23 protein-coding genes are annotated in these 24,010 nt (G+C 66.6%); 13 read left to right on the top strand and 10 right to left on the bottom strand.

Going from position 1 to position 24,010, the window contains the following annotated elements:
* Positions 1 to 3: 3 nt before the first annotated feature.
* Positions 4 to 975, bottom strand: coding sequence for a helix-turn-helix domain-containing protein (locus tag ACLD0W_RS10845; protein ID WP_410307506.1), 972 nt, complete (start codon positions 973 to 975; stop codon positions 4 to 6).
* 237 nt (positions 976 to 1,212) lie between these two features.
* Between ACLD0W_RS10845 and ACLD0W_RS10840 the strand changes: the two genes are divergently transcribed.
* Genes ACLD0W_RS10840 through ACLD0W_RS10815 form a run of 6 tightly spaced genes read left to right on the top strand, consistent with a single transcriptional unit; the run spans position 1,213 to position 9,874 of the window.
* On the top strand, positions 1,213 to 1,995 hold the full coding sequence (locus tag ACLD0W_RS10840; protein ID WP_410307505.1) for a hypothetical protein: 783 nt from the start codon (positions 1,213 to 1,215) through the stop codon (positions 1,993 to 1,995).
* Positions 1,996 to 1,997: 2 nt separating this feature from the next.
* The gene (locus ACLD0W_RS10835; protein WP_410307504.1) at positions 1,998 to 3,617 is read left to right on the top strand and encodes a GH3 auxin-responsive promoter family protein; all 1,620 of its coding nucleotides are present in this window, start codon (positions 1,998 to 2,000) and stop codon (positions 3,615 to 3,617) included.
* Entirely contained in the window at positions 3,614 to 4,681 is a 1,068-nt protein-coding gene (locus ACLD0W_RS10830) for a hypothetical protein (RefSeq protein WP_410307503.1), read from the top strand. The genes ACLD0W_RS10835 and ACLD0W_RS10830 overlap by 4 nt, the downstream gene beginning before the upstream one ends.
* A complete protein-coding gene (locus ACLD0W_RS10825; protein ID WP_410307502.1) occupies positions 4,678 to 5,625 on the top strand; it encodes a hypothetical protein in 948 nt (315 codons plus the stop codon). Before ACLD0W_RS10830 ends, ACLD0W_RS10825 begins: the two co-directional genes overlap by 4 nt.
* A complete protein-coding gene (locus tag ACLD0W_RS10820) occupies positions 5,622 to 6,770 on the top strand; it encodes an efflux RND transporter periplasmic adaptor subunit (RefSeq protein ID WP_410307501.1) in 1,149 nt (382 codons plus the stop codon). The genes ACLD0W_RS10825 and ACLD0W_RS10820 overlap by 4 nt, the downstream gene beginning before the upstream one ends.
* Complete coding sequence (locus ACLD0W_RS10815; RefSeq protein ID WP_410307500.1) at positions 6,767 to 9,874, top strand: efflux RND transporter permease subunit; 3,108 nt, start codon at positions 6,767 to 6,769, stop codon at positions 9,872 to 9,874. The genes ACLD0W_RS10820 and ACLD0W_RS10815 overlap by 4 nt, the downstream gene beginning before the upstream one ends.
* Before the next feature lie 3 nt (positions 9,875 to 9,877).
* On the opposite strand, the gene ACLD0W_RS10810 is transcribed toward ACLD0W_RS10815, so the two are convergent.
* The gene (locus ACLD0W_RS10810; protein ID WP_410307499.1) at positions 9,878 to 10,879 is read right to left on the bottom strand and encodes a putative solute-binding protein; all 1,002 of its coding nucleotides are present in this window, start codon (positions 10,877 to 10,879) and stop codon (positions 9,878 to 9,880) included.
* A 99-nt stretch (positions 10,880 to 10,978) separates the two neighbouring features.
* Positions 10,979 to 11,902, bottom strand: a complete 924-nt coding sequence (locus ACLD0W_RS10805; RefSeq protein WP_410307498.1) for a lipase family alpha/beta hydrolase — start codon at positions 11,900 to 11,902, stop codon at positions 10,979 to 10,981.
* A gap of 179 nt (positions 11,903 to 12,081) precedes the next feature.
* Between ACLD0W_RS10805 and ACLD0W_RS10800 the strand changes: the two genes are divergently transcribed.
* On the top strand, positions 12,082 to 13,083 hold the full coding sequence (locus ACLD0W_RS10800) for a lipase secretion chaperone (RefSeq protein WP_410307497.1): 1,002 nt from the start codon (positions 12,082 to 12,084) through the stop codon (positions 13,081 to 13,083).
* Between the two features lie 3 nt (positions 13,084 to 13,086).
* Here the strand turns inward: ACLD0W_RS10800 and gpmA are convergent, their stop codons facing one another.
* From gpmA to ACLD0W_RS10785, 3 genes are all read right to left on the bottom strand, one after another.
* Positions 13,087 to 13,833 (bottom strand): 2,3-diphosphoglycerate-dependent phosphoglycerate mutase, encoded by a 747-nt coding sequence (gpmA, locus tag ACLD0W_RS10795; protein ID WP_410307496.1) that lies wholly within the window; start codon positions 13,831 to 13,833, stop codon positions 13,087 to 13,089.
* Positions 13,834 to 13,896: 63 nt separating this feature from the next.
* Positions 13,897 to 14,733, bottom strand: coding sequence for a nucleotidyl transferase AbiEii/AbiGii toxin family protein (locus ACLD0W_RS10790; protein ID WP_410307495.1), 837 nt, complete (start codon positions 14,731 to 14,733; stop codon positions 13,897 to 13,899).
* Positions 14,734 to 14,751: 18 nt separating this feature from the next.
* Positions 14,752 to 15,384: a hypothetical protein gene (locus tag ACLD0W_RS10785; RefSeq protein WP_410307494.1), complete on the bottom strand. Its 633-nt coding sequence runs from the start codon at positions 15,382 to 15,384 to the stop codon at positions 14,752 to 14,754.
* 169 nt (positions 15,385 to 15,553) lie between these two features.
* Between ACLD0W_RS10785 and rnd the strand changes: the two genes are divergently transcribed.
* The 5 genes from rnd to ACLD0W_RS10760 are packed head-to-tail and all read left to right on the top strand — an operon-like array spanning position 15,554 to position 18,226.
* A complete protein-coding gene (gene rnd, locus ACLD0W_RS10780) occupies positions 15,554 to 16,627 on the top strand; it encodes a ribonuclease D (RefSeq protein ID WP_410307493.1) in 1,074 nt (357 codons plus the stop codon).
* Positions 16,628 to 16,648: 21 nt separating this feature from the next.
* On the top strand, positions 16,649 to 16,948 hold the full coding sequence (locus tag ACLD0W_RS10775; RefSeq protein WP_410307492.1) for a YcgL domain-containing protein: 300 nt from the start codon (positions 16,649 to 16,651) through the stop codon (positions 16,946 to 16,948).
* Positions 16,941 to 17,378, top strand: a complete 438-nt coding sequence (locus tag ACLD0W_RS10770; RefSeq protein ID WP_410307491.1) for a YcgN family cysteine cluster protein — start codon at positions 16,941 to 16,943, stop codon at positions 17,376 to 17,378. The genes ACLD0W_RS10775 and ACLD0W_RS10770 overlap by 8 nt, the downstream gene beginning before the upstream one ends.
* A 27-nt stretch (positions 17,379 to 17,405) precedes the next feature.
* Positions 17,406 to 17,780: a hypothetical protein gene (locus ACLD0W_RS10765; protein WP_410307490.1), complete on the top strand. Its 375-nt coding sequence runs from the start codon at positions 17,406 to 17,408 to the stop codon at positions 17,778 to 17,780.
* Positions 17,777 to 18,226, top strand: coding sequence for an HIT family protein (locus ACLD0W_RS10760; protein WP_410307489.1), 450 nt, complete (start codon positions 17,777 to 17,779; stop codon positions 18,224 to 18,226). The genes ACLD0W_RS10765 and ACLD0W_RS10760 overlap by 4 nt, the downstream gene beginning before the upstream one ends.
* Positions 18,227 to 18,266: 40 nt before the next feature.
* Here ACLD0W_RS10760 and ACLD0W_RS10755 read toward each other — a convergent pair whose 3' ends face one another.
* The 4 genes from ACLD0W_RS10755 to ACLD0W_RS10740 all read right to left on the bottom strand — a co-directional run bounded on the left by ACLD0W_RS10755 (position 18,267) and on the right by ACLD0W_RS10740 (position 21,915).
* A complete protein-coding gene (locus tag ACLD0W_RS10755; RefSeq protein WP_410307488.1) occupies positions 18,267 to 19,004 on the bottom strand; it encodes a class I SAM-dependent methyltransferase in 738 nt (245 codons plus the stop codon).
* Positions 19,001 to 19,354, bottom strand: coding sequence for a PilZ domain-containing protein (locus ACLD0W_RS10750; protein ID WP_410307487.1), 354 nt, complete (start codon positions 19,352 to 19,354; stop codon positions 19,001 to 19,003). Before ACLD0W_RS10750 ends, ACLD0W_RS10755 begins: the two co-directional genes overlap by 4 nt.
* Positions 19,355 to 19,358: 4 nt before the next feature.
* The gene (locus ACLD0W_RS10745; protein ID WP_410307486.1) at positions 19,359 to 19,514 is read right to left on the bottom strand and encodes a hypothetical protein; all 156 of its coding nucleotides are present in this window, start codon (positions 19,512 to 19,514) and stop codon (positions 19,359 to 19,361) included.
* Between the two features lie 73 nt (positions 19,515 to 19,587).
* Complete coding sequence (locus tag ACLD0W_RS10740) at positions 19,588 to 21,915, bottom strand: TRAP transporter large permease subunit (RefSeq protein WP_410307485.1); 2,328 nt, start codon at positions 21,913 to 21,915, stop codon at positions 19,588 to 19,590.
* A 152-nt stretch (positions 21,916 to 22,067) separates the two neighbouring features.
* Between ACLD0W_RS10740 and ACLD0W_RS10735 the strand changes: the two genes are divergently transcribed.
* Complete coding sequence (locus ACLD0W_RS10735; RefSeq protein ID WP_410307484.1) at positions 22,068 to 23,897, top strand: long-chain-acyl-CoA synthetase; 1,830 nt, start codon at positions 22,068 to 22,070, stop codon at positions 23,895 to 23,897.
* The last annotated feature ends 113 nt before the right edge of the window (positions 23,898 to 24,010 follow it).

Below are 24,010 nucleotides of genomic sequence, written 5' to 3'. Positions count from 1 at the left end.
CGCTCAGTCGTCCCGGCGTTGATGCCCACGCCGCACCTGGCCCGGGGTTTTCCCGGTCCAGGTGCGATACGCCTTGCTGAAACTGGCCTGATCGCTGTAACCCAACCACTCCGCGATGGTGTCCAGCGATACCCGCGACTCGGTCAGATAACGGGTGGCGAAGCCAAGGCGCACTTCATTGCGAATGTCACTGAACGTATAGCCCGACAAGGAAAGATGCCGTCGCAGACTGCGGGAGCTCATGCCGAGACGGAGGGCCACCCGCTCCAGGGTGGCGTCACGTCCCGGTTGCTCGGTGATCAGTCGACGGGCGCGCCGCACCACTTCGTCGCTGTCCTGCATCGTCCCGGCGTCGACGGGTGGCGTGGGAGCACCGCCCCCGATGGTGCCGCGCAGGGCGTCCAGCGGCACCACCACCTGGTTGTATTCGCCGCTGAAACGCACCGGTGTGCCGCCGGCGGTCCGATGCCATTGATGGGCGGGCAGCGCGCTGGGGAAATCGAACTCGATGGAACAGGCCAGGGAAAAAGGCCGGGTCAGTGAATGGACACTGCCCAGATAGATCTTGCATACGAAGTCACGCAACTCCCCCAAGTCCCAGGTATCTTCCAGACGGATCATGGCCACCCGGCCATCGCAGTGCAGTTGCAGGCCCATGATCGGCAGGGTGACGCGGAAATAGTGCAGGATCATTTCCGCCAGACAGCGCGGGTTGTTGCCGCTGTTCTGAGTGAAGCCACGCAGACCATGGCCGTGCAGGTCCAGTCCCTGACCGAACTGAAAAGGCGCGCGCTCGTCGCCGAGTTCCCGTTTGCAGCGGCCAAGAATATGGCACACTTGTTCCATTGATAAAAAAAGATCCGGTTGATTCAGGGTGTGTTCGTCCAGTCCCGCTCCTTCGAGAATACCGGTCGCGTCGATGCGTTGTTGATGCAGAAAGCCCAGCAGTCGACGACCGTAACGCCCTGAAATCATAGGTATGCGCAAACTCTCAGCGGACTTCCCGTCCATAATTTTCATCCCCGAAAACACTGTGATGTCGTGGCTCTAAACGGTATCGGTGCGCTCTCGACGCATTGCTCTTCACGTCCGTCCGACGGTTTGTGTTGCCTCTTTTAACAAAAAGCTGGCCAGTTTTGCTATTAAAAAGTACCGCTTTTAAAGACAAAATTTTTCTCGCCTGAAGTCAGTGGGATGACATGGAGTATTCACATGGCGAGCAAGAAGAAAGTGGCGCTGAAGGCCAGATACGTGCCTATTTCAAGGGTTTCCGTGGAATTGATGCGGAAGATGTACGACGTCTATCACCGCTACTACGACAACATCAGCCTCGATCTCTTCTCAAAGGATATGGTGGAGAAAAATGGCGTTTTTGTGATCGAGGAACGTGCTACCGGCCGCACCGTGGGATTTTCCACACTAAAAGTATTGGATATGGAAGTGGGCGGCAGACGGGTAACCGGTGTGTTTAGCGGCGACACCATCATTGAAAAAGAATATTGGGGTACGCGCGTCCTACAGATGCAGTTTTTCATGAAGATGATTCGTGAAAAATTGAAGCGTCCTCATAGACCGCTGTTCTGGCTGTTAATCTCCAAGGGCTATAAAACCTATTTGCTGTTAGCCAATAATTTTTATACCTACCATCCCCATCCGGAAGGGCGTTTCGATTATCTTGCCGAGCACGTCGAGAATTATTGTGGAACGCTGTTTCCCGAGTCGTTCTGTCAGCAACGCCGGTTACTGGACTTCGGCGAGGGCTATACCTTTTTGAAAGAGGACGTGGCCGGCATCACCGACGACATGCGCGGAAGCAACGCCAAGATCCGCTTCTTCGAGGAGTGTAATCCCTCCTGGCAAAGAGGGACGGAGCTGCCCTGTATCGGTCTGGTGGACAGCCATCTGTTGTTGCGCTACCCGTTCGATCTTTTGCGCAAGCGGCGGCGTGGGACGATGGCCGCGGCGCGTCCGGTGGCCTACGACCGGGCGGGGTGAGCATGTCGGGACATCGATTGCTGCGGCTGGCGGCGGCGCCAGGCGCCCGTCGTTTTGCCGCCGGCTTGAACGCTATCGAGCGGGTGCAACGTCAGCAGCTGGCCAGCCTGCTGCGCCAGGTGGCGGCGTCGGAAGAAGGCCGCCGCCGCGGCGTGCGCGCCGACTGGAGCTGGGAACAGTTTCGTGACCGGCTGCCGGTGACCGGCTACGACGATTGGCGTGAGGCCATCGAGCAGGGCCGCGCCGGTGGCGACGGCCGGCTGATCGATTCGCCCCTGGTGCGCCACCAGCCCACCAGCGGTTCCACCTCCGCGATGAAATGGATTCCCTACAGCAAACGTTTTCTGGGCGAGCTGGACGCGGCCATCAGCCCGTGGATGGCGGACCTCTATCGGCGCCACCCGGGTTTGCGACGGGGCGGCCATTATTGGTCCATGTCCTGGATTCCCACGGAATTGCGCGAAAGCCTGCGTGAGGACGTCAACGACGATCTGCAGCTGATGTCGCTGGGCAAACGTCTGTTGGCCGGAGCCACCCAGACGGTGCCGCAGTCCGTGTCGCGGGCGCGCACCTCCGACGATTCCCTGTTCGCCACCCTGGCGTATCTGGCGGCGGATTCCCGTTTGAGTCTGATCTCGGTGTGGAGCCCCACCTTCGGGCTCGGGTTGCTGGATGCCCTGGCGGCCTGGCGCGAGGAACTGGCCGGGACGCTGGAGCGCGGCGACTGGGGCGAACGGACCGAGGCGATGGGCGGGCAACGTTGCCCCCGGTCGTCCTGGGCCGCCGCCCGCCTGCGGGCCTGGGACGGCCAGGACCCGGGGTTCTTCCAGCGCCTCTGGCCGCGCCTGGCGCTGGTCAGTGCCTGGGACACGTCGGCGTCCGCGCCCTGGGCAGAGCGGTTGCGTGAGCGGCTGCCCCAGGCGGGCTTCCAGGGCAAGGGCCTGTGGGCCACCGAGGGCGTGGTGACCATTCCCTATGCGCGACGGCATCTGTTGGCCTACCGCAGCCATGTCTACGAATTTCTCGATCCGGAGGACGACCAGGTGTACGCGCCCTGGGAGCTGCGTACCGGCCAGCGCCTGATTCCATTGATGAGCACCGGTTCCGGGCTGCTTCGGTACCGGCTCAATGATCTGGTGGAGGTCACCGGGCATCTGGGGACCGTGCCGGGGCTGCGCTTTATCGGCCGCCTGGGCAGTACCGACCTGGTCGGCGAAAAGCTCACCGGGCAGGCGGTGCGTCGCGCCCTGGAGCAGACCGACATGCCGCCACGGCTGGCGCCGGTCAGCGTGGTGGCGGTGGACGACAGCGGGCAGGGGAAACCCGGCTACATCCTGTTGCTGGACGGCGAGCCATCCCGGACCGACGCCGAGGCCGCCCGGGTGGCGGCGGCGCTGGAGCAGGCCCTGTGCGCGAACTTCCACTATCAGCTGGCGCGCAACCTGCAGCAGCTGGCGCCGGCCCGCTGCGTGGCGCGGCCGGGCATGCACGGCTTCTATCTGGAGCAATGCCGGCGGCGCGGCATGATCGAAGGCAACATCAAGATCGAGACCTTGCAGCACTGGCGTGGCGCCTTGCCCGACGCCCTGCGGGAGGCGGTAAGCAGGGAGGCGGTGTCATGAGCCACTGCATCCGTCCGGCCCGCCAGGACGACAACGGCGCGATCCTGGCGCTGCTGGAAAGCACCCCGCAGGAGGGCGCCGTGTCGCTGAATTTCGAACGCCGCCCGGATTATTTTCAGGGCGCCCGGGTCAGCTGCGAGGAGCCGGATGTCTGGGTGGCGTCGCCGCGCCTTGAGCCGGAGCGGGTGGACGCGGTCTACAACGTGGGCTGGCGGCAGCTGTGGGTGAACGGCCGCGTGCGTCCGGTGCGCTACGCCCACGATCTGCGCATCGCCCCGGATTGCCGCAACGGAATGCTGCTGCATCGTCTGTTTCGCACCTTGCGGGCACAACTGACCCCCGGGGAGTGGATGCGCACCGTGATTCTGCGCGACAACCGCGCGTCTCTGGCCACGGTGGCCAGCGGCCGCGCCGGGCTGCCGGTCTATTACCCCTGCGGCACCATCGAAACCAGCCTGATCTATACCCGCCCCCGGCGCGCCGGCACGCCGGCGGACGTCACCGTGCGGCGCACCGGGCGCGGGGACGAGCTGGAGATGTCCGCCTTGCTGGCGCGGGAGGGCGCCCGCAAACAGTTTTTTCCGTGGGGCGCGGCGGAGCAGCTGGCCGGCGACGGCTTCCTGGGCGTATGGCGTGGCGAGCGCCTGATGGGGCTGCTGGGCTACTGGGATCAGAAAGCCATCAAGCAAACGCGGGTGCTCGGCTACCGGGGTGGCCGCGGCTGGTGGCGGCCTTTCTACAACCTGCACAGCCGGGTGCGCGGCGGTTTCCGGCTGCCGCCCCCGGGTGGCTATCTATCGTATTTGAGCCTGCACACCGTGGCGGTGGCGGACAACGATCCCTTCTGGTTGCAGTGTCTGCTGGACCAGGCGGTGGCCGACTTCCATGGCCGCTACGACGCCCTGGTCTGCGGTTTCTTCCTGGACGATCCGCTGGCCGCCGTGGCCGCCGGCTATCGCCGCCAGTGCCTGTACAGCGACCACTTTCTGGTCAGCTACGACGGCGACCCACGGGCGCACCTGGACGCGGACCGCTTGTTCTACGCGGACGTGGCCAGGCTATGACCGATTACCTGGGCATGTGGTACCGGGCGCGGGCGCGCCACGGCATCGACGACACCATACATTTCGCGGTGATCGAACCGGCTACCGGTCGGCGGCACGAATTTCCGGTGCGGCATCGTGACCACGATGGCATCGGCGGACTGTTTCATTTGCTGCGAGGCTGGCGGGTGCCGCTGCCGCCCATGCCGGTGAGCCGGCAGGCGGCGCCGCCGCCTTTCTGGCACTGGCTGCGTGCCTTGCCGGGGCGGCGGGAAGCCACGCCGCCGGCACCGCCCTGGCGCGCCTTCCCGGCCTCCGACGAACCGGCCACGGTGGCCAGTGCCTGTCTGAGCCGGGCGCACACCTTCGCGCTGCGGCAGCGGGCCCGGGACCAGTCCCTCTCCCTCAACGCGGTGCTGCTGACCGCGCTTCATCAGGCCGTCACCGATACCCTGCTGCGCGCGCCGGTGGCGGGCCGCTGGCTGTATCCGGTGAACATGCGCGGTGCGGTGCGCGGCGAACGGGATGACCAGAACCTATCCAGCGGCTTTTATGTGACGGCGCGGCCCGAGGATGGGCCGGTGGATCTGGACCGGCGGGTCCGCGACGGGTTGCGCGCCCAACGCCACTGGCGCTTCTGGCACGGCGCCCGCGTCGGCCGCTGGGTCGGCCAGGGTGGGGTGAACTGGCTGTGCGATCGGTTCCTGGCCGGCTCGCCGAAACTGGGCTCGTTCACCTGCCTGGGCGAATGGCGGCTGGACCTGGCCGCGGCGGGCTTTCCCCCGGACGCGCTGCTGACCCTGTGCGGGCCGGGCAGCCCCAACCACCCGGTGTCCAACGGCGCCATGATCGTCAACGACCGGCTGACCCTGTCGCTGAAGCTGGACCCTTCCCTGGGGGCTGGCGCGGACACCACCCGCGCCTGCCTGGCCGCCTGGCGCGACCGCCTGGAGCGATCCGCATGAAGAAAAAAATGCACGGTGTCATGGCGCTGCTGGTGGTGCTGCTGACGGTCGGCGGCCTGGGCGCGTTGTACGCGGTGCCGCCGGCGGCGCCGGCGCCGGCGCCGGTGGCCGCGCCCCTGGCGCTGGAAACCCGCGCCGCGCGGCGGGCGGAGACGGTGGTTCCGGTATTCAGCCAGGGCCGGGCACGTGCCAGCCGGCGGGTGCCGCTGAGCCTGGAGGTGTCCGGGCGGGTGGTGGAGACCGTCCCCGCCCTGGCCGATGGCGGCCGGGTCACCCGGGGGCAGGTGCTGCTGCGCCTGGATCCGGAGCCCTTCGAGCTGGCGGTGACCCGGCGCCTTAACGACGTTCAGGCGGCGCGCCTGCATCTGGCGCGCAGCCGCGCCCAGGCCAGCGTGGCCAAGGGTCGCAACAGCGTGGCCACGCCACTGGCCCGCCACGAGCCGCAACTGGAGGAGGCCCGTGGCCGGCTGGCGGCGGCCGAGGCCGGGTTGCGCGAGGCCCGCCGCCAGCGCGAGCAGGCGGTGCTGCGGGCCCCCTTCGACGGCGTTCTGGAGGCGGTCAGCGTGGAGACCGGGCAGCACGTTCAGGCCGGCGGGACCCTGGGTCGCTTGCTGGGCCTGGCCCGGGTGGAGGTGCGCCTGCCGGTGCGTGACGACTGGCTGGCCCTGCTTGGCATCGACCCGGGGGACGGCGCCAGCCTAGCGTCGGTAACGGTCACGCTTACCGGCCGATTCGCCGGGCGCGACGGCGTCTGGCCGGCGCGGCTGGCGCGACGGGAGGGCGGCATCAACCGCAATCGCATGGCCTCCCTGATCGCCGTGGTGGACAACCGGGACGCGCCCCTGCCGCTGGAGCCGGGGGTGTTCGTGCGTGCCGAATTGACCGGGCCGCCGCTGGCCGGCGTGGCGGTGCTGCCGGCGGCGGCCCGGGCCGGGGACGACACGGTCTGGGTGGTGGACACGGACCAGCGGTTGCGGCGCCAGCCGGTGACGATCCTGCACAGCGATGCCGGCCACCTCTATCTCAGCGAAGCGCCGCGCCGGCCGGTGGTGATGGCCGGCGGGCGGCCGCTGCTGGAGGGCATGCGCATCCAGCCCCGGCCAGCCGCCGACACGGTATCCCGGGCCGGGGAGGGCACGCCTTGAAGGGCAGCATCGGCTGGTTCGTCAATAATCCGGCGGTGGCCAACCTGTTGATGGTGGCGCTGCTCGGCGCCGGGCTGCTGGCGATCCCGCACACCCGGCAGGAAACCCTGCCCAATGTGCCGTTGGACCGCATCGGTATCTACGTGGGCTACCCGCAGGCCACGCCGGACACCGTGGAAGCGCTGGTGTGCACGCCGCTGGAAAACGCGGTGGACGACGTGGAAGGCGGTACCGAGCTGATCAGCGAGGCCCGCGAAGGTTTGTGCACGGTGCAGCTGGACGTGCTGGAAGGCTACGACACGGCCCAGGTGCTGGAGCGCATCCGCACCCGCATGGACGCCCTGGATACCTTGCCGGAAGGCGCGGAGCGGCCACGGGTGCGCGAGCTGATCGTCCGCAACCGGGTGGCCCGGGTGCTGCTCAGCGGCGCGGTGCCGCGCGGCGATCTTTATCGGCTGGCGCAACAGGCGCGCCGCGACTTGCTGGCCGACCCGGCGGTCTCCAGCGTGGACATCGAGAACCTGCCCGAGCGGGAGATGGTGGCGTCGGTGGACCGCGATGATCTGTATCGCTACGACCTGACTCTGGATGAGATCGCCGCCGCCGCCCGGGACGGCGCCCGCCGGGTGGCGGGCGGCCTGTTGCGCGTCAGCGGCGGCGAATGGATGCTGGAAACCGGAGCCCGCCCGCGCAGCGCGGCGGATTACGGCCGGCTGGTGATCCGCGGCGCCGAGCAGGAGGGCGACCTGCTGCGCCTGGGTGACGTGGCGCGCATCGAGGATGGCTTTTCCCGGGACACCCTGGCGGCCTGGCTGGACGGGGAGCCGGCGGTGGCGCTGGACGTCTACCGCACCGGCGGGCAGAACGTGCTGGCGGTGGCGGCGGCGGTGAACGCCTACCTGGAACAGGCGGACCTGCCCGCCGGCGTGACGTTGACGCTGTGGCGCGACGACGCCCGGCAGTTCCGCGACCGCTCCGGGCTGCTGTGGCGCAACGGTCTGCAGGGGCTGGTGCTGCTGACGTTGATGCTGGGCGTGTTCCTCACCCTGCGGCTGGCCGGTTGGGTGGCGCTGGGCATTCCGGTTTGCATGCTTGGCGCCTGCGCGGTGCTGCCGCTGATGGGCGAGTCCTTCAACACCATTTCGCTGTTCGCGTTCATGCTGGTGCTGGGCATCGTGGTGGACGATGCGGTGATCGTCGGCGAGAGCGTGGACCGCTGTCGCCGGGAAGGTCTGCGCGGCGCCGAGGCGGCGGTGACCGGCACCCGGCGGGTGGCGAGGCCGCTGCTGTTCGCGGTGCTCACCACCCTGGTGGCGTTCGCGCCGTTGTTGTTTCTGCCCGGCCCGGAAGGCGCCCTGATGCGGGTGATTCCGGTGGTGGCCATCGCCATTTTGCTGCTGTCGCTGGTGGAGTCGCTGTGGATTCTGCCGGCGCATCTGGCCGGGCAGCGACCGGCGCGGGGCTGGCTGGCCCGCTCCGAGGCGCTGGCCGGGCGCGTCAACGATGGCCTGGAGACGTGGCTGGCCCGGCGCGCGCGGCCGCTGTTGCGGGCCTGTCTGCGCTGGCGCTATGTGGTGATCCTGGTTTTCGTCGGGCTGTTTCTGTTCTGCGTGGCGCTGGTGCACAGCGGCTGGCTGACCATGGTGCTGTTTTCCCGGGTGCAGGGCGACCGCGTGGTGGCGGAGGTGGTGTTTCCCCAGGGCACCGGGGAGCAGCGCCTGGGCCGCGAGGTCACGGCCTTGCGCGAGTCCGCCGCGCGCCTGGCGGAGGACCTGGCGGACCAGGGCGTGCGCATCACCCGGGTGTTCGCCGAGCAGGGCGTGCGCCGCAAGGTCTCCAACGCCCCGGACCCGGGCGCGCGCTATCGGGTACGGGTCAGCCTGGCGTTCCAGCCGGCGCCGGGCGTCACCCCGCAGCCGCGCCGGCTGGCGGCCCGCTGGCGGACCCTGCACGGCGGGGTCGCGGATGCCTTGTCGGTGAAATTCCATGCCAATCTGATGACCGTGAAGCCGGACATTCATATCAACGTGTTCCATCCGGACCTGGATCGGTTGCAGGTGCTCAGCGAGCAGCTGGCGCAGCGGTTGGAGCGCATGGAAGGGGTCCACGAAGTGGCCAACGGCACCCGGGCGCGCCGCACCGTGGTGGAGATCGACCTGCGCGAGGAGGGGCGGCTGGCCGGGCTCGACACCGAGCGGCTCGGTGCCCAGGTGCGCCACGCCTTTCACGGCGTGCGCGTGGACCATTGGTTCGAGGAGGACAGGGAGGTACCGGTGATGGTGCGCCTGGCCGAGGCGGACAGCGGGCGCCTGGAGGACGTTCGGCAATTGCCGGTGCGCTTGCCGGACGGGGGTCGCACCGTGCTGGGCGCGGTGGCGGAGGTCCGGCGCCATCCGTCGCCGGCCACCATCAGCCATTACGACACCCGGCGCAGCGCCACGGTGAGTGCCTACGTGGACGAAAAAGTCACCTCGCCGGCGCGGGTGATGGCCGCGCTGCGGAGCTCGGTGCTGGATCCGATGACGGCGGCGGACGCCGAGGCGGACTGGGATGTGGCCGGCAAGCCGGCGGCCATCCAGCGCTTTCTCGGACGACTGTCGCTGGGCTATCTGCTGGCCCTGGGCGCGATCTTCTTTCTGCTCACCGTCCTGTTCGGCGGCTATGGGCAGCCGCTGCTGGTGATGATGGCGATTCCGTTTGGCATGGTGGGCGCTTTCCTGGGGCACTTCCTGCTGGGCTACAGCCTGACGCTGTGGTCCCTGGTGGGGGTGATCGCGGTCAGTGGCGTGGTGGTGAACGACAATCTGGTGCTGATTGATGGCATCAATGGCCTGCGGGAGCGGGGCGTGGCGTTCCGGGAAGCGGTGGTGGCCGGCGCCAGCGAGCGGCTGCGGCCGATCCTGCTGACCTCGCTGACCACTTTCGCCGGGGTGGCGCCGCTGATGCTGGAGACCAGCGCGCAGGCGCGCTTTCTGATTCCGATGGCGGTGGCGCTGGCGTTCGGGGTGCTGTTCGCCACCCTGGTCAGTCTGGTGCTGGTGCCCTGTCTGCTGGTGGCGGCGCGGGATTGGCGACGGCCGGCGCGCGAGGCGCCGGCCGGCTGAGGGTCAGTTGGTGGTGCACTCGGCGCGGGAGCCGTCGATCTTGCAGCGGATCTTGTGCAGCAGGTCGAGCATGTCCGGATCGTAGTAGCCTTCCTTGCGCAACTGATCGCGGGCGTCCTGCATCATCAGTTCGTACTCGCGCTTGTCCTTGTCCGGGATGTCCACCCACCATTTTTGATCCACCGCCTCGGCTTCCCGGTCGAGCTGCTCGAGCACGCGGTCCAGGTTCTGGTAGAAGTATTCGCGGGATTTCTGGGCGATCTCGGCGGGGAAGCGGTCTTCCTTGGCGACCACCTGCATGGTCAGTTGCAGCAGCGGATAGTCGATGATGCCGCCGTCCGGCTGCAGGCCCTTGTACAGTTCCAGCACGTTGTAGGCGACCAGCGGCGCGGCGATCACGTCCACCGAGCCGTTGTTGAACTTGCCGGCGAAGTTGGTGATGTCCGAGGGCACCGGGGTGGCGCCGGCGGCGGCCACCATCTTGGCCTGGGTGGGGTCGAAGTCCAGCACCGCCACTTTCTTGCCGGCGGCCTTGGCCAGGGTGTTGATTTCCCGATCGTTGACGAACAGGTAGGCGGCGCCGATCGGGGCGATGCCGATCACTTCATAGGAATTGGCGGTGAGCTTGTCGGCGCGGCTGGGGTGGGCCAGCACCTGCAGGGCCACTCTCATGTGCTCCATGGTGGGCAGGGCGCCGATGGAATCCAGGGTGCCGGCGTATTTGTTGAACTGGCGGGCGCGCAGGCCGGTGATCAGGGAAGCGTCACACTGGCCGGCTTTGAGGTCCTCGGCGGCCACCTGTTCGTTGGTATAGACCCGCAGGTTGGCCTTCAGGCCCCAACCCAGGGCGGCGGCGCGCCAGTCCTGCATGGCGGCCATGGTCGGGCCGGCCTGGCCGGCGATGTCGAACACGCAAACAGTGCGCTCAATGGGCGCCTGGGCCACGGCATTGCCGGCCAGTGACAGGGCCAGCGCCGCCAACAGAGCGGATACGCGTTTTGTCATCATTATGGTCCTTCATCCATGTCGTGATTCCATGGATGGTAGGCGGGTGGCGCCAGGACACAAAACCCTGGCGCCCGCTTCGCAAAGCGTTTCGGTCACTCAGAAATTGTAGTTCTTCAACCGGTTGGCCTGCTGGCGATAGAGGGTCACCGGGTCGGTGCTCCACAGGTCGTGCAGGCCCAGCACCTGGTTGACCTCGTCCAGGTGGTTCATGCGGTAATCGTCGCGGATCACCATGCCCAGGTGGCTGGAGCAGCTGCTGACCAGGCCGTCGTTGGGCTCGCCGAGAAACACGATGGAGGTAGCCCCGAGCAGCACGTCGGACGGGTCCAGGCCGTTGGTGAGGGGCTTGGCGCCGCTCCAGGAGAAATAGGAGATGCCGTTGGAGGCCACGCGCGGGGCGTTGCCGCAGTATTGCGCCGGCACGCCTTCCGGATACTGCTGGTTGAACGCCACGGTTTCGGCGGTGGTGAGGGCCTTGAGCGCGGCCAGGATGTCCTGGTCGTTGCCGCCGCCGCTGAACAGATCGATCAGGCCGGCCAGGGCGTTGCCCAGGTAACCCACCAGGTCGCCGGAGAACGGCACGTTATCGACCACCCCCTGCAGCACGTCGGCCAGCCGGGCGCCCCAGTTGACGCCGCCGACGCTGGTCACCGAGGACACGTACTGCGGATACACCGAGGCCACGTAGCGGATGGTGGGGCCGCCGTGGCTGTGGCCGATCAGGTTGACCCGGTCGGCGCCGCTGCTCGCCAGGATGGTTTCCACCTGGCGGGCCAGCTGCTCGCCGCGCACCACGGTGTCCTCGGCGGCGCTGACCTGGGCCACGTAGACCTGGGCGCCGCCCTGGCGCAGTTCCTCGGGAATGCGGTACCAATAATCGACGCCGGCGGCGGTGTCGAAGCCGAACAGGCCGTGCACCAGCACGATCGGGTAACGGGTCTCGGTGTACCCGGCGGTGGCGGGGCCACTCAGCCCCAGCAGAAGCAGTGCGCCAAGCAGCGCGTGAATAAACGTTTTCATAAGCTTCCCTGATGTTTGTTGTTGAAATGTGTTTTTGCCCAATGTCCTATTGGGGGACGCCCGGCGGTTGGCGGGGTGTTCAAACAGACTAATTCCGCTGTTGCCGGGATTTCACTAATAAAAAAGTCGTAATCCGATCAGTGGTTATGCAACAAGGACGACGAAAAAGGAGAACACGGATGCGGGTATGGATCCCGAGCCTGCTGATTGTACTGGTATTGGCGGCGTTGGCGTGGGTGCTGGTGCCGTTTCCCGGTGATAACGGCCAGCCCACGGTCACCCCAACTTCTGCCCCAAAAACCCCGGTGCGGGCGCAGCAAGGGGGCGATGATTTCGAGGCCTACGTGGCCCGGGGCGGCAAATTGGACGAGACGCCGGCGTCCTGGCGGGGCACGGTGCCGGACGGCGAACTGCGCGCCGACGCCAATGGCGACCTGGTGGTGAGCGAGGGCGTGCGCTGGCGTTTCGATTATTTTTTGTCGGCCCTGGGTGAAGAGGACCTCAATGTGCTGCGCGCCCGGGTGGCGGCCCACCTGGACCAGGTGCTGCCGCCCCGGGCGGCGCGCCAGGCCTGGGCACTGTTCGAGCAGTACGTCGGTTATCGGGCGGCGTTGCGCGGCCTGGAGGAGCCGGGCCGTGAGCCGGCGGCCCTGCGGCGCAGCCTGGAAGAGCGCCAGGCCCTGCGCGCCCGGTGGTTCGACGCCACCGCCCGGGAGGCGTTTTTCGGCTTTCGTGATCGCTACGACCGCTTCGCCCTGGCGCGCCGGGAAATCCTTGAGAATGAGGGCCTGAACCAGGCGCAGAAAGAGGCCCGTCTGGCCGAGCTGGAGGCATCGCTGCCGGAGGATCTGCGCGGCATGATCACGGCGTCACGGCAGCCGGTGCGGCTGGCGGCGGACGTGGCGACGTTGCGGGAGCAGGGCGTTTCGGAAGCGCGCATCTATCAGCTGCGCGAGCAGGAACTGGGCGCCGAGGCGGCGGACCGTCTGGCGGCGCTGGACCGGCGCCGTGAGGAATGGGATCGCCGCTATCAGGCCTATCGGGAACAGCGCGCGGCGATTCTGGACAGCGGCCTGGCGCCGGCGGACCGGGACGCCCAGGTCCAGGCGCTGCGTGAGCGCCTGTTCGAGGAGCAGGAGCGCCGCCGGGTGGAGGCGCTCGACCGTATCGACTCGCCCTGAGCCTCAGCCCTTGGTCTGGTTGGCCACCGCCTCGGCGGCCTTGGCGGCGGCTTCCTCGTCGCCCAGATAGTAGTTGCGGATCGGTTTCAGATCGTCGTCCAGCTCATAGACCATGGGAATGCCGGTGGGAATGTTGAGCTTGACGATTTCCTCGTCGGAGATGCCGCTCAGGTGCTTCACCAGAGCGCGCAGGCTGTTGCCGTGGGCACAGATCAGCACCTGCTTGCCGGCGCGCACCTGGGGCTCGATCTCCGCCTGGTAGTAGGGCAGAAAGCGCGCCACCGTGTCCTTGAGGCTCTCGGACAGCGGCACCTGCTCTTCCTTCAGATCCTTGTAAACGCGCAGCCGGCCGGCGTAACGCTCGTCATCGCGGTCCATCTTCGGCGGCGGGGTGTCGTAGCTGCGGCGCCAAATCAGTACCTGCTCGTCGCCGTATTTCTCGGCGGTTTCCGCCTTGTTGAGACCCTGCAGGGCGCCATAGTGCCGTTCGTTGAGGCGGTAGTCGCGGATCACCGGAATCCACATCTGGTCCATGTTGTCGAGGATGGTCCACAGGGTGCGGATGGCGCGTTTGAGCACCGAGGTATACGCCATGTCGAACTCGAAGCCGGCTTCCTGAAGCAGCACGCCGGCCTGGCGGGCTTCCTCGCGACCCTGTTCGGTCAGGTCCACGTCTTTCCAGCCGGTGAAACGGTTTTCCTTGTTCCAGACGCTTTGGCCGTGACGGACCAGTACCAGTTTGGTGCTCATGGGGATGTCCTGTGGGTTTCCGTGAACGTGAAGGCCGCGAATCTTACCAGAATCGCCGGGGAGCTACACACCCGTGGGCCCGTCAAACACCAGTCTGTTCGCCAGATCGAAAAAATAGTCCCGTGACCAGATATCAAGGGAGGACGGTGCCCGCAGAAACGGGCGCACATCCTGCCTGGCCAGATCCACGTTCAGCGTCTCGATGCGCGCCGCCAGAAGATCGTGCAGGGCGCCGCCGGTCAGCACCGGGCCCTGCCAGTCGCCACTTTGCCGCGCCCGTTGTTCCAGATGGGCCAGATTCAGCGCCACCCCGCGTTGTACGTACCACTCGAAATCGAACCAATCGCGTCCCTTGACACGATTCTTCCAGCGCCGGAATAGCAGCGCGTGCATTTTTCCGGCGAACAAATCCGGTAGCGCATAGCACTTCACGTAAAAAGAATAGGGCTGAACCAGCAGTTTTTCCTCGGTGATGAATCCGCCCGGAGGATCCGTGTCCACCTCGAACTTGATCTTCAGTGTTTTCTGACCGCTCACGGCGATATCGTAAATGCTGGTGTTCTTTTTCAGGAAGGCGGAGACGACGGCGGATCGCACGCTCTTCTTACGCTCGGCGATGTCCACCTCGAAGCCGAAAGCGGCGAATTCCGTTTCCAGTGCCTTGAAGTAAGGCTGGAAGGAAAAGCCCGCATCATGGGTCAAGAGAGAGAAATCCAGGTCCTCTGAAAATCGCGGCAGGTGGTGGAAAATCCGCAAGCAGGTACCGCCATAGAAAGCGGCTTTATCGAAAAAACCCGCGCGCTGTAATCCGGCCAGAGCGATCTCCTGCATCACTTCCCGCAACGCATGGCCGGCGTCTTCCGGCGGATAGCGTGTGAGCATTTGATCGATAATGGTCATCTCGGGGCCTCCAAGGGATCACGTTTGCAATATTTTCAGCAGCGCGTTCATCTGACGGGGCTTGTGCCCGGAGCGGACATAGGCCTCCACGATCGACAAATCCATATTGCCGATCGCGGCTTCATCCAGTCGCAAATCATCGAACAGGAAATCGGCCATGGCCGCGACGCTTCTCGCCGGCAGGTTCCGCGTCAGCAATACCTTATCGCAAAGGGCTTTCTCCGGTCCGGCGATCAGGAAGGTGACCTGGTCCGAGGCCTGGTGCTGCCGCAAGCCCACGGGGAAAAGCCCGGCGGGCACCGTCAGGTAGGAGAACCTGCCGAGCGCGTTATCGAACACGCGTCCGCGGCGAACACATACCGAGGTAAGCTCGTAACTCCGCTCCGGAATCAGGCCGTGCCAGGACAGCGCGTAATCCAGCGACACGCAGGAGGGGCCGTACAAGCGGTTGGCGATCAGGGGCAAGGACAAAGCGCCTTCCCGCCAGTCAGGGCCAACCACGTACAGGCCTCTTTTGATCTGAATCAACACGCCTTGCCTCAGCCACTCGGCGATCTTGTCGTTCGGTCGCCGGTAGGCCCTCAGCAGCGTCATCAGGGTGCCGTGGCCGAGAGGCAGAGGGGCCAGTCGCCGGAGTTCGTTTTCCAACATGCCGCGGCCTCCAAGCAGGTTGTGCTGAATGGCAAAAAATGTCGGGTTAAACGGATTTTATCCGATTATCGTGTCATGAGCATCCGTTTTTATGAAGGCGCCAGCGCCGTTTCAGGCGCCGCCCGCGATCCGTATAATGCGCCGGACCATTGGCAAGCCCGGGACCGACATGAGTTATCTGTGGTGCGAGAGCGCCGACGCCCTCGCCGACTGGGCCGCCGACCTGCCCGCCGGCGCGCCCCTGTACCTGGATACGGAGTTCATGCGTGAACGCACCTATTACCCCCAGCTGGCGCTGGTGCAGGTGCACGATGGCGACACCATCCGCCTGATCGATACCACCCGGGTGGCGGCGGCGGACCTGGCGCCGGCGCTGGCCGACCGGGTGCTGGTGATGCACGCCTGCTCGGAGGACCTGGAGGCGCTGGCCACCTTCACCGGCGCCTATCCGGCGCGGGTGGAGGACACCCAGATCGCCGCCGCGCTCACCGGCGAGGACATGCAGATGAGTTACCAGCGGCTGGTGGAGGACCGGCTGGGCGTGAGTCTGCCCAAGGGCGCCACCCGCACCGACTGGCTCAAGCGACCGCTCAGCGAGGAGCAGCTGCGCTATGCGGTGGACGACGTGAAATACCTGATCGAGGTGGCCGAGGGGCTGCGCGAGGAACTGGCGCGGCTGGGCCGCCTGGACTGGTGGCGGGAAGAGTGCGAGCGGCTGCGCGAGGACGCCCTGCGGCGCGCCGAGCCCGGCGACGCCTGGCGCCAGGTGAAGGGCGCCGGCGCCCTGCGCGGTCGCGAGCTGGCGGTGCTGGAGGCCCTGGCGGAGTGGCGCGAGGCGCGCGCCCGGGCACGGGATCTGCCCAAGGGGTTCGTGCTGCGCGATCCGGCGTTGCTGGATCTGAGCCGGGCGCCGCGGCCCGGCGAGGACGCGCTGCGGGCGGCGGGCCTGCACCCCAAGGCGATCCGCCGTGACGGCGATGAGATTCTGGCGCTGATGGCGCGGGCCGCCGAGGCCACGCCGCCGGCGCCGCTGCCCGGGCCGCTGGAGCCGGCCCAGCGGCAGCAGGTGAAAGCCCTGCGCGAGCGGGTCGGCGAGATCGCCGGGCAGCTGAACCTGAAGCCCGATGTGCTGGTGCGCCGCCGCTGGCTGGAGGCGCTGGTGCGCGACCCGTCGCGGCTGCCCGAGCCGCTCACCGGCTGGCGCCATGATCTGGTGGCCCGGCCGCTGCTGGAACGGCTCTGAGCCGACTCGACGGAGATTCCAATGCTGAAAGGCAAACTGTTCTGTTCGATCTACAAAAGCCCGCGCCGCCAGGAAATGTACCTGTACGTGGAGCGCACCAAGGGCCTCAAGGATCTGCCCGAGGCGCTGCTGGAGCGATTCGGGCCACCGCGCCACGTCACCGACATGATTCTTGATCCGGCGCGGCCGCTGCACCGGGCGGACGTGGGCCAGGTGATGGCGAAGATTCGCGAGCAGGGTTTCTATCTGCAGATGCCGCCGCCGCCGGACCAGGATCTGTACCTGGCGGAAGGCCACCCGGACCGTCCGCGCCGTGCGTGAGCGGTTCTGGGAATTGCCGCTGACGGAACTGGACGCCGACGAATGGGAGGCACTCTGCGATGGCTGTGGACGCTGTTGTCTGGTTAAACTGCAGGACGAGGACAGCGGCGAGGTGGCCTTCACCAACGTCGCCTGCGCCTACCTGGACGACCAGGCCTGCCGCTGCACGGTGTACGCCGAGCGTCATCGTCATGTTCCCGACTGCCTGAGCGTGACGCCGGACCTGGCGGCGCATTTCGATTGGCTGCCGGTGACCTGCGCCTACCGGCGCCGGGCCCATGGCCAGGCCCTGAACGCCTGGCACCCGCTGATTTCCGGTTGCCCCGAATCGGTGCGCGAGGCGGGCATCAGCGTGGCCGGGCGGGTGGTGTCTGAGCGCGGGGTGGCCGAGGACGACCTGGAAGAGCATATTGTGCACTGGGTGGGCTGAGCCGCCCTCCGATCAACTGGAGTAACCGTGACGACGAAAGCCTATATGTGGGGATGGTTCGCCTATTTACTGGGATGTGTGGGGGTGCTGTTCGTGCTGTGGTACATCACCCGGCCGTTCGCCAGCGCCGTTCGTTTGCCACTGCGCGCGGTGGGCGCGGCCTTGCTGCTGACGCCCTGGTCGGTGTCGCCGGAACACGGCGAACTGGCGCCGGCCTGGGTGGTGGTGGTGTTCGACGGCCTGTTCCAGGAAGACACCAGCCCGTGGCGCGCCGGCGCCCCCTTGCTGGCGATCCTGGTGGTGGCGGTGCTGGTGGCGCTGGCCGAAATCTGGCGCCGGCGGCGCAAGTACGGCGACCGCTACGACGATTACGATGACGACGAGTACGCGGGGGCGGAGTGAGCGACTGCGTGTTCTGCCGCATCCGTGACGGTGAGTTGCCCGGCAGCGTGGTCTACCGGGATGATCGGGCGATGGTGCTGCTGGATCTGTTCCCGGTGCGCGAGGCCCATTGTCTGGTGATTCCCCTGGAGCATCAGCCGCTGCTGCAGGATCTGTCGCCGGAGCTGACCGCCCATCTGTTCGAGCTGGCGCGGCGCACCATCCGCGCCCAGAAGCGCGCCGGTCTGGACGTGTTGGCGCACAACGTGATGGTCAACGACGGCCGCGAGGCCAACCAGCACGTGCCCCACGTGCACATCCACGTGATTCCCCGGCGCGGCGGCGACACCCTGGCCACGGCGCTGACCTGGGGCACGCGCATGATGAACATCTTCGGCCTGGCCAAGCGTCGCCATCGCCTGGACCGGCTGGCGGGGCTGCTGGCGGAGCATTTTCCCAAGGCCTGACCCCGCGCCGGATCGCGACTTCAGTGGCGATAAAGACGCCTCAAGGCCGGGCGCAGCAACGCACCCGCAGCGGCCAGCGCACGGTTCTTTTCCCTTCTCCCCAGCGTTCCCGCAGGGTGGGCAGAAACGCCGCCAGCGGGTCCTCGCCGGCGGCCCTTGCCGTGACCAGCGCCGACCAGGTATCCAGGTAACCGGCCATATCCCGCCAGCCCCAATGCCGCCGGATCGGCGCGGTTGCCAGGTCGGACCGTTCCGGCCAGGGCAGGGGCAGGCCACGGTAACCTTCCACCACCTGCCAGCGGGCCGCCGGCCACCAGGGCCGCAGGGTACGGTCGTGGAAGTCTTCCACCAGCCCTTCCAGCCCCTCCACCGTGCACAGACCATAGCTGATGACGGCCAGGACTCCGCCCGGGCTCAGTACCCGGCCGGCTTCATGGAAAAAAGCGGGTAATGGAAACCAGTGCAGCGCCTGGGCCACGGTGATCAGGTCCAGGCTGGCGTCGGCCAGGGGCAGGGCATCGGCGCGGGCGGCCAGATAGTGGGCGCGCCCGGGCGGCGCCGCGCGCAACTGCTCAAGGCTGACGTCGATGCCGAGTACCTGGTCGAAGTGCGCCTCCAGGGCGCGGCAGGCCTGGCCGCTGCCGCAGCCCAGATCCAGAGCCCGGCGGCGGGCCGGCGCCCGTTCGGCCAGGGTGGCGAACAGGCTGTCGGGGTAGTCGGGGCGATGGGATTGGTAGTCGGCGCCGCGCCGGAACAGGCGCTCCGGCTCGCGGGTCACGGCGGGGTACCGGGGGCGAAACGGGCCTCCCAGACGCCGCCGTCGCCCCGTTCCAGGTCCAGGGCAATGCCGGCGCGCCACTGGCCCAGGGGCGCCGCGCACCAGGCCACGGTGCCGAACAGGTGCAGGGGCGCGCCGGATTGTTCCGGCAGATAGACCCACAACTCCACATCGGTGTCCGGGGAAATCGGTTGCGGAAAGCTGACGCCGAGGCCGGTGCGGGACAGATCCCGGCACAGCAGGTGCAGGGCCTCCTGGTCGGCGCCGGCGTGTTCCGGGCGCAGCGTCAGAGCGACCCCTCGGGGAGCGGGCTGGCGGGGATGCTGGCGGTGCTCGTCCCGGTGTGGCATGGGCTTATCCGTAGATCAGGCGGTCCACCACCGCGGCGGCCACCGCGATGGCGGCGGTGACCGCCAGCAGGGCCCCGAGCAGGGTCAGGGCCGGCCGCCAGCTTTTCGGCAGCGGTTCGGTGGCGCGCGACGGGGCGCGATCAGGTTCCGGACGGTTCATACGGGCCTCGTATCGCGTGAAACGTCCGTGCAGATTAGCTCATATCCACGGTGAAATCATTCCCCGTCATCGCTCATCCCGCCTGGATTTTCTGGAACACCCAACCGTGCACGCTGTCCGAAAACAGCGGCAGGAAGGCGACGATCAACAGCACCGTGAGCATCACCGAAATGGGCAACAGGAACTTCTCGTAACGGCGGAAGAAACTGCCGCTCTTGAGCTTCGCGCTTTCCACTTCGTCGTCGCCCACCACCTGGCGGGTCAGCAGATGGTTGAGCGCCACCGGCGGGGTCAGGTAACCGAGCTCGAAGGCCACCAGGGCGATCATCCAGAAGTGCAGGGCGCTGATGCCGTTGGCCTGGGCCATGGGCGCCATGGCCGCGTTGACCAGAATCACCGCCCCCAACGGATCGATGAACATGCCCACCAGCACCAGGGCGACCACGAAGAAGGCGGCGGCGATCCACACCGAGCCGAACGCGCTGGGCAGTGCCTCCAGCACCCCGGAGCGCTCGATAATGCCGGAGGCGGCCATGGACATGGCCATCAGCAGCAGCAGGGCGCCGATGTGCCCGGTGGTTTCGGTGGTGGCGAAGCGCATGGCGCCTTCCAGTTTTTCGGAGATGCCTTTTTCCGGCGCATAGTGCGGGTCCTGGTCGCCGGTGGGCACCAGGTAGTGCACCACCAGGAACAGGGTGAACAGCAGGTTGCGCCACAGGTCGCCCCACAGCGCCGACTCCAGTTCGGTGGCGTTGACGTTGGCGGGCAGGGTGCCGCCGCTGATCGCCTGATAGCCTTCCCAGATCCCCATGTAGGAGCTGATCAGCATGCCGGCCATGAACAGGGCGAACAGGTGCACCACATGGCGGCTGAATTTCTCATACAACAGGATGGCGATCAGCATCACCGGCAGAATGATCGGCGCGGAGAATTCATCCAGCTGGCGGGCCAGCAGGTCGTTGAAGAACAGCGCCACGGCGCCCACCACGATGCCGTAGGGCATCAGCGGCACGGCGCGCTTGAGGCTGGCCGGCAGGGCCTTGGCGAACGGCGCCACCCGGGCCGGGGTGGTGCGCGCGAACTGGCTGTACAGGAAGAACACCAGCAGGCTGAGCACGAACACCTTGCCGCCGGCGGAGAACATCTCGGCGGTGGTGACGTTCTTGTTGAGCGCGGCGATCACCACCACGATCAGGCAGGGCCGCAGCACCACGCCCATGGAACCGGACATGGCGGTGGCGGCCAGCGCCAGCTGCTTGCGGGCGCCCACCCGGATCAGTTCCCGGTAGATGGTGGCGCCGGCGGCGATCACGAAAATGCCAGAGGCGCCGGTGTAGGCGGTGAGCACCGCGGCGAACGACAGCACCACCACGCACATTAGTTCCGGCGACAGGTTCCAGGGCCGCATCAGATCGAACACGATGTGCGTCAAACGGGTCTGCTTGAGCATCATGCCGATCCAGATGTACAGCGCCAGGTTCAGGAACAGGGTGGACAGTTCCATCATCATGTTCATGTAGACGCTGACGCCGTGGAAATAACCCTGGCCGTAGAACTGCAGCGACGCCGAGATGCACATGAAGCTGAACAGCGGAATGGTGAGCAGGGCCTTGCCCCAGGAGCCGCCGGTTTCCAGATCGCGGGGCGGTTTGAGCAATTGATAGAGCGCCGCCAGCGCCAGCACCGCGAAGCCGATGATCCAGACCCAATGCAGGTAGAAGGTGTCCACGGTGACGCCGGCGTTGGCGGCGCGCAGGTCCGACCCCCGGTAGGCGATGGCGGAAATCAGCAGCAGGGTGTTGGAAATCACCTGGGCGCCCAGGGAGATCACATGGTCCTTGCGGGTGCGCGACGGTCGCAGGGAAATGTGATGGCGCTGGAAGGTGGTGGTGGTGGCGCAGATCAGCAGCAACAGGGCCAGCAACAGACGCTTGTAGTCGCCCAGGGTGGCCACCACCGTGGCCACGCCGCCTTCCATGTTACGGAACGCCACCACCCCCGGCGTGACCTTGTCCTCGACGGTCTGGTAACGGTCCCATTTGGCCCGGCAGTTGGCGCGGGCGGCCATCAGCGACTGGCGCACCGCGTCCCGGTCCACGGCGCCGCCGCCGAGAATGTCGGCGAGTGGGTCGTCGTTGGCCTGGGCCTGGCGGCGTTGCACGATCTCGTCGGTGCGCGCCTCGATGTCCGGGTTCCGTTCACAGCTGGGCGGCGGCACCAGACCGGCGGTGCGCAGCAGAAAATACTCGTCCCAGGTGGATTCCCCGATCTTGAGAAGCTGGGAATGAATAATCTGGCCCGAGGACAGAAAGACCACCAGTAGCAACAGCAGAAATACCGGCAGGGTGGACAGCCATTCCTGGGAAGAACGATGGAGAAGACCCCCGTTTCGTGTCTCCATGGAGCGATTCCTTTTTTTGGTTTTTATTGTCCTGATTTTGTTGTCGTGGCGCGCGTTTTCCGTTGTGTACAAATATAAACATCGATGCTATAGAATCGGCTTCGGTACCGCAATGCGAATCAGAACAACACAAAAAACAAAGGGGGAAAGCAATGCGCCATTCGGATGTGATTACCTTGCCGAAACTGCTCACCCGGGTGCCCGACGTGCTCGGTCATCTGCCCGCGCTGCTCAAGGGGTCGCGGATGAGCAAAATCACCGACACCGGGAAACCCGTGGGGCTGGGCGTGGCGTTCGAACGCGCCGCCGCCGAGCACCCCGCCGGCATCGCGCTGATCCAGGATGAGCGTGCTTTCACCTATCGCACTCTGAACGGTTGGGCCAATCGCATCGCCCATTATCTGGCGTCGCTGGGCCTGGCCAAGGGCGACACCGTGGCGGTCAATCTGGAGAACCGCCCGGAGCTGGTGGCCACGGTAATCGCCTGCGCCAAGCTGGGTGTGTGCGCGGCGCTGCTCAACACCTCCCAGCAAGGCAAGGTGCTGGTGCACAGCATTAACCTGGTAAAGCCGAAAGCCGTGATCCTGGGTGGCGAACAACGGGCGGTGGTGGACGCGGTGCGTGACCAGCTGACGCTGGACGGGCCCTTTCTGTTCTTCGCCGACCAGGACACCCTGGCCGACCCCGGCGAGGCGCCACAGGGCTATGTGAACCTCGCCGAGGCCATCCGCGAGCGCCCCGACGAAAACCCGGCCAGCACCTATCACACTTTTTTGCGGGATCCGCTGTTCCATATTTATACCTCCGGCACCACCGGCCTGCCCAAGGCGGTGGTGTTCAATCATGGGCGCTGGGAAAAGGCCTACGGGGGGTTCGGCTACTCCTCGGTGCGGCTCGGCGATCAGGATCGCCTGTATTGCACGCTGCCGTTCTATCACGCCACCGGGCTGGTGGTGTGCTGGGCCTCGGTGATCGCCGCCCGGGGCGGCCTGGTGCTGGCCCGGCGTTTCTCGGCCAGCCGCTTCTGGCACGAAGTGCGCAAGCACAACTGTACCGCCTTCGGGTACGTGGGCGAGCTTTGCCGGTATCTCCACGAGCAGCCGGAGCGCCCGGACGACCCCGACAATCCGGTGCACACCATCGTCGGTAACGGCCTGCGTCCGGGTATCTGGAAGCCCTTCAAGCGCCGCTTCGACATTGATCGCATCGCCGAGTTTTACACCGCCTCGGAAAGCAACGTGGCGTTCACCAATGTGTTCAACTTCGACAATACCGTGGGGTTTTCGCCGGTGGGTTACGCCATCGTCAAGTACGACAAGGACGCGGAGCGGCCGTTGCGCGACCGGCGCGGCCGCATGGTCCGGGTGGGCAAGGGCGAGGCCGGGCTGATGCTCGGTGAGATCACCGACAAGACTCCGTTTGACGGCTACACCGATCCGGAAAAAACCGAAAAGGCGATTTTCCGTGACGTGTTCAGGAAAGGCGACGCCTGGTTCAACACCGGCGACATGATGCGCGACATTGGCTTTCGCCATGCCCAGTTCGTGGACCGTCTGGGCGACACCTTCCGCTGGAAGGGCGAGAACGTGTCCACCACCGAGGTGGAACAGATTCTGGACGACGCCGATCCGGTGGTGGAGTCGGTGGTCTATGGCGTGGAGATTCCCGGCACCGACGGTCGCGCCGGCATGGCGCAGCTGCGCCTGGACCGGCCCCACGAGGAAGTGGACTGGGCGGCGTTCACCGCGGCCCTGCAACGCGCGCTGCCGCCGTTCGCGGTGCCGGTGTTCCTGCGCGTGATTCAGGGCGGTGTGCAAACCACCGGCACCTTCAAACATCAGAAGAACACGCTCAAGGAAGAGCACTACGATCTGGCGAAGGTGGACGATCCGGTTTACGTGTTACTGCCCGGCGAGCGCACCTACCAGCCGCTCACAGCGGGCATCCAGCAGCAGATTGACGGCGGCCAGCACCGGTTCTGACGCCGGGTTATCGCGGTGGAACCACCGCTCCTACCGAGCGGCTCAGGGCGCGACGCCCTTCCGGGACCCTTGAGAACAGGACGTTCGAAAGGGAGCCTACAGGGACGTACTCG

The sequence above is a fragment of the Alloalcanivorax sp. C16-1 genome (assembly GCF_046507805.1).
GTDB lineage: Bacteria > Pseudomonadota > Gammaproteobacteria > Pseudomonadales > Alcanivoracaceae > Alloalcanivorax.
Note: the sequence above shows the minus strand (reverse complement) of the source record. Positions and strands in the feature narration are given on the sequence as shown.

What these genes read in the sequence shown, in the direction of transcription:
- ACLD0W_RS10790 (WP_410307495.1), bottom strand. Translation starts at nt 14,733, where the DNA reads ATGACCATTATCGATCAAATGCTCACACGCTATCCGCCGGAAGACGCC.
- ACLD0W_RS10835 (WP_410307504.1), top strand. Translation starts at nt 1,998, where the DNA reads ATGTCGGGACATCGATTGCTGCGGCTGGCGGCGGCGCCAGGCGCCCGT.
- rnd (WP_410307493.1), top strand. Translation starts at nt 15,554, where the DNA reads ATGAGTTATCTGTGGTGCGAGAGCGCCGACGCCCTCGCCGACTGGGCC.
- ACLD0W_RS10840 (WP_410307505.1), top strand. Translation starts at nt 1,213, where the DNA reads ATGGCGAGCAAGAAGAAAGTGGCGCTGAAGGCCAGATACGTGCCTATT.
- ACLD0W_RS10825 (WP_410307502.1), top strand. Translation starts at nt 4,678, where the DNA reads ATGACCGATTACCTGGGCATGTGGTACCGGGCGCGGGCGCGCCACGGC.
- ACLD0W_RS10775 (WP_410307492.1), top strand. Translation starts at nt 16,649, where the DNA reads ATGCTGAAAGGCAAACTGTTCTGTTCGATCTACAAAAGCCCGCGCCGC.
- ACLD0W_RS10800 (WP_410307497.1), top strand. Translation starts at nt 12,082, where the DNA reads ATGCGGGTATGGATCCCGAGCCTGCTGATTGTACTGGTATTGGCGGCG.
- ACLD0W_RS10805 (WP_410307498.1), bottom strand. Translation starts at nt 11,902, where the DNA reads ATGAAAACGTTTATTCACGCGCTGCTTGGCGCACTGCTTCTGCTGGGG.
- ACLD0W_RS10740 (WP_410307485.1), bottom strand. Translation starts at nt 21,915, where the DNA reads ATGGAGACACGAAACGGGGGTCTTCTCCATCGTTCTTCCCAGGAATGG.
- ACLD0W_RS10785 (WP_410307494.1), bottom strand. Translation starts at nt 15,384, where the DNA reads ATGTTGGAAAACGAACTCCGGCGACTGGCCCCTCTGCCTCTCGGCCAC.
- ACLD0W_RS10735 (WP_410307484.1), top strand. Translation starts at nt 22,068, where the DNA reads ATGCGCCATTCGGATGTGATTACCTTGCCGAAACTGCTCACCCGGGTG.
- gpmA (WP_410307496.1), bottom strand. Translation starts at nt 13,833, where the DNA reads ATGAGCACCAAACTGGTACTGGTCCGTCACGGCCAAAGCGTCTGGAAC.
- ACLD0W_RS10845 (WP_410307506.1), bottom strand. Translation starts at nt 975, where the DNA reads ATGATTTCAGGGCGTTACGGTCGTCGACTGCTGGGCTTTCTGCATCAA.
- ACLD0W_RS10820 (WP_410307501.1), top strand. Translation starts at nt 5,622, where the DNA reads ATGAAGAAAAAAATGCACGGTGTCATGGCGCTGCTGGTGGTGCTGCTG.
- ACLD0W_RS10750 (WP_410307487.1), bottom strand. Translation starts at nt 19,354, where the DNA reads ATGCCACACCGGGACGAGCACCGCCAGCATCCCCGCCAGCCCGCTCCC.
- ACLD0W_RS10830 (WP_410307503.1), top strand. Translation starts at nt 3,614, where the DNA reads ATGAGCCACTGCATCCGTCCGGCCCGCCAGGACGACAACGGCGCGATC.
- ACLD0W_RS10745 (WP_410307486.1), bottom strand. Translation starts at nt 19,514, where the DNA reads ATGAACCGTCCGGAACCTGATCGCGCCCCGTCGCGCGCCACCGAACCG.
- ACLD0W_RS10810 (WP_410307499.1), bottom strand. Translation starts at nt 10,879, where the DNA reads ATGACAAAACGCGTATCCGCTCTGTTGGCGGCGCTGGCCCTGTCACTG.